This is a genomic window from Xanthomonas sp. SHU 199 (assembly GCF_000364665.1).
Lineage (GTDB): Bacteria > Pseudomonadota > Gammaproteobacteria > Xanthomonadales > Xanthomonadaceae > Xanthomonas_A > Xanthomonas_A sontii.
This window is the reverse complement of the sequence record NZ_AQOI01000301.1, coordinates 1-6043: the sequence shown is the minus strand read 5'-3', so window position 1 is coordinate 6043 and position 6043 is coordinate 1. Positions and strand designations below refer to the sequence as shown.

The following is a 6043-nucleotide window of genomic DNA, read 5'->3' as shown; positions in this document are numbered from 1 at the left end:
ACCCCAACCCCTCTCCCGGGGGGAGAGGGGCTGATGGAGGCGTCTGGCTGGAGCCTCTTTCGGCTTACTCGTCCAGCCGCAGCGTCAGGCACTTGGCCGCGCCGCCAGCCTTGAGGAATTCGTCCAGCGGGGTCTGCACCACGCGGTAGCTGATCGCGGCCAGTGCGGCACACAGTTCGGACGAGGCGCGGTTGAGCAGCAGGGTGTCGTCCAGGTCCACCGCGTTGCAGGCGAAGGCGAGGGCGTCGGCCTCGCCGACGGCGATGCGCCGCGAGGCCGGGATGTGCTGGGCGATCGCCTGCTGCGCGTCGGCGTCGAACGCGGCCGGGTAGTACAGCAGGTAGCCGTCGCGCAGCGGGCAGAAACAGGTGTCCAGGTGGTAGAAGCGCGCGTCGACCAGGCGCAGCGGCACCACCTCGATGTCCAGCAGGTCGGTCAGTTCATGCGCGGCGGCCAGGTCGCTGCGGTGGCCGTGGCCCATCCACAGCCGGCGTGCGCCGCGGTCCAGCAGCGCATCGCCGGCGCCTTCGAAATACACCTGCTCGGGCAGTTCGCAGATGCGCAGGCCGGCCTGGCGGCACCAGGCGGCGAACAAGGCTTCCTCGCCCCGGCGTTCTGCGTGGCGGAAGCGGCTGGGCACGAAACGATCGCCGAGCACCAGGCCAGCGTTGGCGCTGAACACCATGTCCGGCAGGCCCGGCGCGGCAGCGATGCAGTCGACGCGGGCGCCTGCCGCCTCGGCGGCGGACACCAGCGCGTTCCATTGCGCCTGCGCGCGCTCGCGGCTGGCGGCGTGGACGTTGCCTTCCATCCACGGATTGATCACGTAGTCCACCGCGAAGTGCTGCGGCGCGCACATCAGCAGGCGGTGGCGGTAGCGGGCGCCGGCGCGGGACTGCGGTTCGGGGGAGGCGAGGGCCAGGTCGGTCTCGTCGGCCAGGCCGACAGCAAGGGCGTTCTCGATCATGCGCGCGCTCCACGTCTGGGATGCGCGCCACGCTAGCGGTGGCGTGTTGCGGGGACATGTCGGTGGACTGGTGGCGTACGCCAGCGAGATGATCAGCCATTCGGCTGCTGAAAAGCCGGGGATTCGGGATTGGGGATTCGTGCAAGCAGAGCCGCGCGCGCTGGGTTTGCCTGGTGTTGGCATGCGTGGTCATGCGTCCAGCGGTGAGCATTCGGGAGTTTTGAAATGCTACGCATCCTTGCCGACGACGCGATCCTGCCTCCGAATCCCCAATCCCGAATCCCGAATCCCGAATCCCGAATCCCCAGTCCCGGCGCGCAGCGCCCTTACGGCAGCGTCGGCTGCAGTCCCACGCCCAGCCGGTTCCAGGCGTTGATCACGGCCACCGCCATGGTCAGCGCGCTGATCCCGGCCGGGTCGAACTGCGCCGCGAGTGCGTCGTAGATGGCCTGCGGTGGCGCGCCGGCAGGTAGTGTGGTCAGCGCCTCGGCCCAGTCCAGCGCGGCGCGCTCGCGGGCGTTGAAGAAGCGGCTATCGCGCCAGGCGGCGAGGGTGTCGAGCTTGCGCGGTTCGGTGCCCGCCTTGCGCAGGGCGGTGGCATGCATGTCGATGCAGTAGGCGCAGCCGTTGAGCTGGGAGACGCGCAGGAACACCAGTTCGGTGAGGGCACTGCCGAGCGTGCCGTCGTGGACCTGCTGGCTGGCGCTGAGCAGGGCGCGGAATGCGTCGGGTTCGTGGCGGGTGTAGTCGATGCGATGGAAGTGCATGGTGGGTCGCGCATGGCGGCCAGCATGGCCGCCTTCCCCTCCAGGACGCGGCTGTGCGTCGCGGCGTGACAGCGCCGGCGCAGGTCAGTCACGGCTGGCTGCAGGTCGCGCCGTCGGCGCCGGCAACTTGTCCGGGTTCATCAGCGTCAGCACTTCGGCGATGCGCTCGCCGTCGATCACCAGCAGCGTCGCCGACTGCAGCCGCGGCCCCAGGAAGCGCAGGATCGCCGGTTCGCCGTTGACCGTGCCGATCCGCGCCTGCAGGCCCAGGCCGCGCCGCGCCACTGCCCAGTACAGCCGACCGATGCGCTCGGCGCCGTGCAGCGGGCGCAGGCTGGCGGTGACCTTGCCACCGCCGTCGGAGCGCAACTGCGCGTCGGCGTGCAGCAAGGCGGCGATGGCGGCGCGGTCGCCGCGCTGCGAGGCGTGCAGGAAGCGCTCCAGCAACTGGCGGTGGTGTTCGGGCGTGACCGCGAAGCGGGCCTGGCCCTGGCCGAGCCGCTCGCGCGCCCGGTGCACCAGTTGCCGGCAGCCGGCCTCGCTGCGCTCCAGGGTGCGGCCGATCTGCGCGTAGTCGTGGTCGAAGGCCTCCTTCAGCAGGAACGCCGCGCGCTCGTGCGGGTTCAGCCGCTCCAGCAATGCCAGGAACGCCAGCGACACCTGCTCGGCGCGGTCATGGCGCTCGGCCGGGTCGGCGTCTTCTGCGTCGGCGATCTCCAGCGGCTCGGGCAGCCACGGCCCGACGTAGTGGACGCGGGCGCTGCGCGCCGCGCGCAGGCGGTCCAGGCCGAGCCGGGTGGTGGCGGTCACCAGCCAGGCCTCGGGGTCGCGGATCGCGCGGCGGTCGCTGGCCTGCCAGCGCAGCCAGGCGTCCTGCACGGTGTCCTCGGCGTCGGCGCGGCTGCCGAGCAGGCGGTAGGCCAGCCCGAACAGCCGGGCGCGGTGGGATTCGAAGGTCGGATCGTGGGTCATGACGACCAGGACGGAACAGGGCGTGCCGGCGTGACAGCGGGCGGGGCCGCCACTTTGCCCTAAAATGGGCGGGTTTCCCCCCGCCAGCCGCAGAGCCAGCCGTGACCTCGATCAAGCAGGAAGACCTCATCCAGTCCGTCGCCGACGCGCTGCAGTACATCAGCTACTACCATCCGGTCGACTACATCAAGAACCTGTCCGCGGCCTACGAGCGCGAGCAGTCGCCGGCGGCCAAGGACGCCATCGCACAGATCCTGATCAATTCGCGCATGTGCGCCGAGGGCCACCGGCCGATCTGCCAGGACACCGGCATCGTCACCGTGTTCCTCGAGATCGGCATGAACGTGCGCTGGGACGACGCCACCATGGGCGTGGAAGACATGGTCAACGAGGGCGTGCGCCGCGCCTACAACCATCCGGACAACAAGCTGCGCGCCTCGGTGCTGGCCGACCCGGCCGGCAAGCGCCAGAACACCAAGGACAACACCCCGGCGGTGGTCAACGTGAAGGTCGTCCCCGGCGACACCGTCGACGTCATCGTCGCGGCCAAGGGCGGCGGCTCGGAGGCCAAGAGCAAGTTCGCCATGCTCAATCCCTCCGACTCCATCGTCGACTGGGTGCTCAAGACCGTGCCGACCATGGGCGCCGGTTGGTGCCCGCCGGGCATGCTCGGCATCGGCATCGGCGGCACCGCCGAGAAGGCGATGCTGCTGGCCAAGGAAGCGCTGATGGAGCCGATCGACATCGTCGACCTGCAGGCCCGCGGCGCGTCCAACCGTGCCGAGGAGCTGCGCCTGGAGCTGTACGAGAAGGTCAACGCGCTGGGCATCGGCGCGCAGGGCCTGGGCGGCCTGACCACGGTGCTGGACATCAAGGTCAAGGACTACCCGACCCACGCCGCCAACCTGCCGGTGGCGCTGATCCCCAATTGCGCGGCGACCCGCCATGCGCACTTCACCCTGGACGGCAGCGGCGCGGTGATGCTGGATCCGCCATCGCTGGAAGACTGGCCCAAGCTGACCTACAACCCGACCAATGCGCGCCGGGTGAACCTGGACACCATCACCCGCGAGGAAGTGGCCAGCTTCAAGCCGGGCGAGACGATCCTGCTCAACGGCAAGCTGCTCACCGGCCGCGACGCCGCGCACAAGCGCATGATCGACATGCTCAACCGCGGCGAGACGCTGCCGGTGGACTTCACCAACCGCTTCATCTACTACGTCGGCCCGGTCGATCCGGTGCGCGACGAAGTGGTCGGCCCGGCCGGCCCCACCACCGCCACGCGCATGGACAAGTTCACCCGGCAGATGCTGGAGCAGACCGGCCTGCTGGGCATGGTCGGCAAGTCCGAGCGCGGCGATGCGGCGATCGCCGCGATCCGCGACAACAAGGCGGTGTACCTGATGGCGGTCGGCGGCTCGGCCTACCTGGTGTCCAAGGCGATCAAGGCCAGCAAGGTGCTGGCGTTCGAAGACCTGGGCATGGAGGCGATCTACGAGTTCGAGGTCAAGGACATGCCGGTGACCGTGGCGGTCGACGCCAGCGGCGAGTCGGTGCACAAGACCGGCCCGCGCGAGTGGCAGGCGCGCATCGGCAAGATCCCGGTGGTGGTGGTCGAGGCCTGATCGGCCGCAGCGCGACCGCCGGCGAAGTCGCCGGCGTTCTGCGCGGCGCTGGCGGTGCGCCGGCGCCGCGGCAATAATCGGCGCTGGTTCCGCCTCCGGGGAAAGCGTCGTGTCCATCGTGCTTTACGGCTCGCCCAGTACCGCCTCGTTCGTCGTGCACTGGTTGCTGATCGAACTGCAGGTCGATTTCGAACTGCGCATGCTCGATTTCGAGCGCCAGGAGCAGAAGAGCCCCGCGTACCTGGCGCTCAACCCGCAGGGGCGGGTGCCGACGCTGGTGCTGGACGGGCAGGTGCTGACCGAATCGGTCGCCATCGCCATGCACCTGGCCGACCTCTATCCGCACGCCGGCCTGGCGCCGCCGCCCGGCACCCATGAACGCGCGGCCTATTACCGCTGGATGCTGTTCGGCGCCTACACCCTGATGCCGGCCTACCGCGACTGGTTCTATCCCGACGAACCGGCCGGCGCCGACAACGCCGAGCGCGTGCGCGCCAGTGCCCGCGCGTTCCTGGAAAAGGCCTGGGACGAGGTGGCGACCCACCTGGAGCAGGGCGGCCCGTATCTGCTCGGCGAGCACTGCAGCGCCGCCGACTTCGTGCTGGTCATGCTGATGCGCTGGTCGCGCAACATGCCGCGGCCCGCCGACAGCTGGCCGGCGCTCAAGGCACTGGCCGAGCGGATGAAGGCGCGCCCGGCGTTCCACGAGACCTATCGGCGTGAAGGCATTACCGATTGGGCGTGAGGTATGGCGCGGAAGCGTGGTTCCGGAAGCAACGGTGGCTATGTCGTGGGGCGTCGGCTGTCGGGGTCCCGTCCAGTTTCCCCGGACAACGGAAGTGGGTTCGCGGAAACTGTGCTCGTCCCTTTTTTCTGCTCTTCGACATGAGAGCCGAATCAGCGAAGCGCTGATTCACAAGCACTTGCGCTGACCGCTCACGTGATTCACCGCGCGCAAGAGGCGTCGCGCGTCGTCGAGCAGCACGCGGCGCCCCCTCCTGCGTCACGTTGTCGCACCCGCGACTGCGGCCGACCCGCTGCCGACGCGGCCGCCTAGAATGATGCGGTGTCCGTCCTCCGTGCTCCCGCCCGACTGCGCCGCCTGATGCGCTGGCCCGCCTTGCTGGCCGCGCTGTTGCTGGTGGTCGCGCCGGTGGTCAGCCGGCTGCTGGAGACCGCAAGCCTGTCGGTGCCGATGTGCACGACGGCCGGGTTGCAGGCGATGCCGGAACTGCCACCGGAACACGGCGCTGCGCACGCGATCCACGCCGATCACCACGAGGTGTCGGGCGCACAGCGCGACCATGGCCCGGCGCATGCCGCCTGCGATTACTGCCTGCTCGCCGCACGGCTGCTGCCGTGGCTGGCGATCGTCCTGCTGCTGGCCACGGCCTTGCCGGCGCCGAGGGCCGCGACGCCGCTGCGTCATCGCGTCCATGCCGCTGTGCGCTGGCGTGCGCACGGCGCACGCGGGCCGCCACCGAATCTCCAGAACGCTCTCCTGTTTCCGGTGCGCTAGGCGCGCCGGCGCCGTTTTTTTCTGGAGTTCACCTCATGCCTCAGTTCCTGCCGTCGCCCACGCGGGCGGCGTTGTCGTGCTGCATTCTTGTCAGTCTGTTTCCCGCTTCCGGCCATGCCGAAGCGCCCGATGCCACCACCCTCGACCGGATGCAGGTGACTGCCACCGCGCCGGTCGCGCCGCTGACCTGGGC

General features: G+C 69.9%; 6 protein-coding genes. 3 read left to right on the top strand and 3 right to left on the bottom strand.

Translation table 11 applies throughout. The features are described from left to right. Positions 1–64: 64 nt before the first annotated feature. From D183_RS0111025 to D183_RS0111015, 3 genes are all read right to left on the bottom strand, one after another. Positions 65–967, bottom strand: a complete 903-nt coding sequence (locus D183_RS0111025; protein WP_017909039.1) for a dimethylarginine dimethylaminohydrolase family protein — start codon at positions 965–967, stop codon at positions 65–67. Positions 968–1293: 326 nt separating this feature from the next. After that, the gene (locus tag D183_RS0111020; RefSeq protein ID WP_017909038.1) at positions 1294–1734 is read right to left on the bottom strand and encodes a carboxymuconolactone decarboxylase family protein; all 441 of its coding nucleotides are present in this window, start codon (positions 1732–1734) and stop codon (positions 1294–1296) included. Between the two features lie 84 nt (positions 1735–1818). Beyond that, positions 1819–2706, bottom strand: a complete 888-nt coding sequence (locus D183_RS0111015) for an RNA polymerase sigma-70 factor (RefSeq protein ID WP_017909037.1) — start codon at positions 2704–2706, stop codon at positions 1819–1821. Between the two features lie 101 nt (positions 2707–2807). Between D183_RS0111015 and D183_RS0111010 the strand changes: the two genes are divergently transcribed. From D183_RS0111010 to D183_RS0111000, 3 genes are all read left to right on the top strand, one after another. Continuing rightward, on the top strand, positions 2808–4331 hold the full coding sequence (locus D183_RS0111010) for a fumarate hydratase (RefSeq protein ID WP_017909036.1): 1524 nt from the start codon (positions 2808–2810) through the stop codon (positions 4329–4331). A gap of 109 nt (positions 4332–4440) precedes the next feature. Further along, positions 4441–5076, top strand: coding sequence for a glutathione S-transferase family protein (locus D183_RS0111005; protein WP_017909035.1), 636 nt, complete (start codon positions 4441–4443; stop codon positions 5074–5076). Between the two features lie 360 nt (positions 5077–5436). After that, positions 5437–5850 (top strand): DUF2946 family protein, encoded by a 414-nt coding sequence (locus D183_RS0111000; RefSeq protein WP_017909034.1) that lies wholly within the window; start codon positions 5437–5439, stop codon positions 5848–5850. Positions 5851–6043: the final 193 nt, after the last annotated feature.